The 3,393-nt window shown below is 32.3% G+C and carries 3 protein-coding genes; all 3 read right to left on the bottom strand.

The genetic code is table 11. The features are described 5' to 3' along the window. Nucleotides 1-717 (bottom strand): F420-nonreducing hydrogenase (locus tag IJI80_RS06165; protein WP_292788557.1); only part of this gene is annotated, 717 nt, incomplete at its 3' end. Between the two features lie 20 nt (nucleotides 718-737). Beyond that, nucleotides 738-1,163 carry a hydrogenase iron-sulfur subunit gene (locus tag IJI80_RS06160; protein WP_292777403.1) on the bottom strand — a complete coding sequence of 142 codons (426 nt, stop codon included), beginning with the start codon at nucleotides 1,161-1,163 and terminating at the stop codon, nucleotides 738-740. 956 nt (nucleotides 1,164-2,119) lie between these two features. Further along, nucleotides 2,120-3,352: a SufD family Fe-S cluster assembly protein gene (locus tag IJI80_RS06155; protein ID WP_292788559.1), complete on the bottom strand. Its 1,233-nt coding sequence runs from the start codon at nucleotides 3,350-3,352 to the stop codon at nucleotides 2,120-2,122. Nucleotides 3,353-3,393: the final 41 nt, after the last annotated feature.

Genomic DNA, 3,393 nt, shown 5'->3' with positions numbered 1-3,393 from the left:
TGGGATAGCAATACTTGGGCATTGTGCACCACATAAGGATACGGTTGCAGGTCCCATACATACTAAACCTTGAGCAATTAAACATAAATCATCTTCTGGTTTACCAACTTCAAATTGTCTTTTAATGAAGTCCATAGCGAGTCCAGCAGGTGGTTTTTCTCTAGGACATACTTCACAAAGGTTAGTGGTTGGTAATTCGATAGTTCCTCCGTTTAATAAGGTAAGAATAGCTTCTGCTACTACGTCAGATTTTGGAGGGCAACCAGGGATCATTAAGTCAACTTGAATTGCTTCACCTAATGGTCTTACTCTGCTTTCTAAGGTTGGAACATCTTCGTTAGGAATGATTCCTTCTGGGTTTACAGTACTGCAAGAGTTAATGTAACCTTCAGTAGTTAATTCTTCTACAGTGTGTAAGTTACCGAGACCAGGGATACCACCGTAAGCAGCACAAGTACCGTATGCAATAACGAGGCCAGCTTTTTCTCTTAACATTTCTGCTAATTCTCTGTTTTCTTCGTTTCTAATTCCACCTTCTACAATGAGTACGTCTAATTCAGGTACTTCATCGTATTTAGTATCACATAATACTGGTGAGAATTCGAATTGTGCTAATTCTAAAACATCTAATAAAGATTCGTGAAAGTCCGCAATGGATAAGTGACAACCGGAACAACCTCCGAGCCACATAGTTCCTACTCTAGCTTTATCTGCCATAAATAATCCTCCATTTAAATTTATCCTTCAGCATCTAATTGTGCTTTTAATGGGGAAGGTCCTAAATCTTTAATTCTGTTTACCATCATTTTTACAGAACTAGCGAATTTTTCTCCTTCAGAAGCAGAAATCCAGTCGTGGTGGACTCTTTCTCTTCCGATTCCCATATCTTCGACTAATTTATAAACTAATCTCATTCTTCTGTCAAGTTTATAGTTACCTGCATCGTAGTGGCAGTCACCCATGTGGCATCCTGCTACGAATACACCATCAGCACCGTCTCTGAATGCTTTCAAAATAAACTGAGGGTCAATTCTTCCAGAACACATTACTCTAATAACACGAATGTTAGGTGGGTATTGCATTCTTGCAGTACCTGCAGTATCTGCTCCACCATAGGAACACCAGTTACAACAAAACATTACAATTTTTATATCTTCAGACATAGAGTTTATCCTCCTCTATTAAAATTTTAGTTTATAGTCCTAAAAAAAATTTAATTTAATCTAAGACTCATCCAACTATTTCAATCTAATAATCATTAAACCATATTATCAAATCAAAACTAATACAATTCAATTCATTTAATACCGATTGAAAATATTAAACTTTATTAAAATTGAAATAATTGAGATATTCAACCTAAATAGTTTTCACTATTTTTAATCTATAAAGATCCAAATCAAAAATCTTAATAGATTACCTTCTTGAATCCAAATCAAAAAATTCAAGAATTCCGTTTTAACTTTAAAAACCAAATCAAAATTTTTAAAGTTATAGATTTCAATCTAATTTCTTTTTTAAAAAAGTTTTTCAAATCTATATTAAAGTATGTTAAGGCATACCTTAATCTCAAATCATCGTACGCTAATGAGCTAGCTCAGCTTAACATTAATGTACTAATAATATATATTATTAAAATTAAATATAAAGGTTACTTGGAAGTTAAATTCAAAAGACTTATATACTATAATACTTTTTTAAAAAAAGATATTACAAAGCCTGAAAATTAATTTCAATTTATACGAAATAATATTGAAAAATAGGCAAGATTATTAATAAATATATAAAAATAACTATCAAATTTAACTTAATTTTGAAATAAGGAATTTATATAAAATTAAATTAAGTTATAATTTATTAAAACAATTTTTATAATTAAGAATGAAATTTAAAAAAATTGCTAAAAATTAAGGAATACCTAAAATAAAGAATTTAAGATATTTTAGAAAAATTGGAAATTTTGAAAAAAATAGAAAAAATTACAATAATTAGCAAAAAATTTGTTGAAAAAATTAGTTAGAATAAAAAATAAAAAAATAATAAGTTAAGAGCAATTACTCCCAACAATTAGAAAAAGTTTTGGTCAAGGTTTTTTGGTCGAAGACCAAAAAAGCTTGAATTACATTCCATCCAAACTCATGTCAATCATTTTTTGAGTTTCAGCAGCTAATTCATCTGGCAAGCCAGTGATGTCCATACTTAAGAAACCTCTTACAATCATTGAAGCTGCTTCTTCTTCAGTCAATCCTCTTGAAGTTAAGTAATAGATCTCTTCCTCATCGATTTGACCAACTGCCGCTTCGTGAGACATTTCAAGGTTTGCTGCATTTGCTTCAAGCTCAGGAACTGCATAAATGGATGAATTATCATCTAAAACTAATCCGTGGCATTCAAGGTGTCCTTTTACATTAGGAACATTTCCGGATAAATGACCTCTTGAATAAATCTTGGATTGATCATTAGCAACTGAACGGGAAATGATTTCCGCACTGGTATTTGGTGCATTTAAAATAGCTCTTGAACCCATATCAATTATTGAATCATTAATTCCGCTTTGAATACTTTGGAACAATGCTCTTGCATTCTCACCATTACAGTAAGTGGTAGGATAAGACTGAATGGATTTAACTGGGCTTGTTAAAATGTAATTATTGATATAAGTACTATTCTTTTCCTGATAAATTGCAGTTCTTGGACGTACTTCCACTTGTTCTGCCCAATTATGGACCATAGTGAAAGTTACTTTTGCTCCCGGCTTGATATAAATTTCAGAAACACCTACGTGAAGTGCAGATGAAATATCATCGCCAGTTGCACAGCCGGTAATTAAATGAAGCTCTGAATTCTCTTCAGCAATAACAATATTGTGAGCAGTTTGCATAACATCTTGGTCTGCAATAAACATACAAGCCTGAACTGGGAAAATTTCCTTGGTTCCAGGTAAAGATCTGACAAAATAACCACTATATGCTTCATTTTCAGCTTCCATTAAAGCACATTGGGCAGTATACTTATCAACATCAGGCTTAACCGCTTTCCATAAATAATCCTTTAGCCAGGAGTGTTTGTCTAAAGCAACCCCTAAGTTCATAAGTTCAATTGAATCTGAAATGGAATGTGAAAAGATATTTGATTGATCCATTTGAACAAATGAACCTGCCCTTTCTTCAGAATTTGCATCTACTCCAACCTTTAAAATAGTCTTTTGAGTCTTTTTATCAATATCTTTCAAATCGTCAATTACATCAAAAGCATTAATGTCTTCTGTAGTGAAATTCTCAATGACAACATCAGTTCCTAATGCTGCTTTTTTATCTTTAGCTTGTTCAGCATCATGAGTGACAGTCTGCACAACCAACACATCCTTTAACTCCTTCTTTTCTACTGTCTTCA

The sequence above is a fragment of the Methanobrevibacter sp. genome (genome assembly GCF_017432245.1).
Taxonomy (GTDB): domain Archaea; phylum Methanobacteriota; class Methanobacteria; order Methanobacteriales; family Methanobacteriaceae; genus Methanobrevibacter.
This window is presented reverse-complemented; position numbering and strand designations above follow the sequence as displayed.

Coding starts and splice junctions, on each gene's coding strand:
- IJI80_RS06160 (WP_292777403.1), bottom strand. CDS start 1,163: ATGTCTGAAGATATAAAAATTGTAATGTTTTGTTGTAACTGGTGTTCC.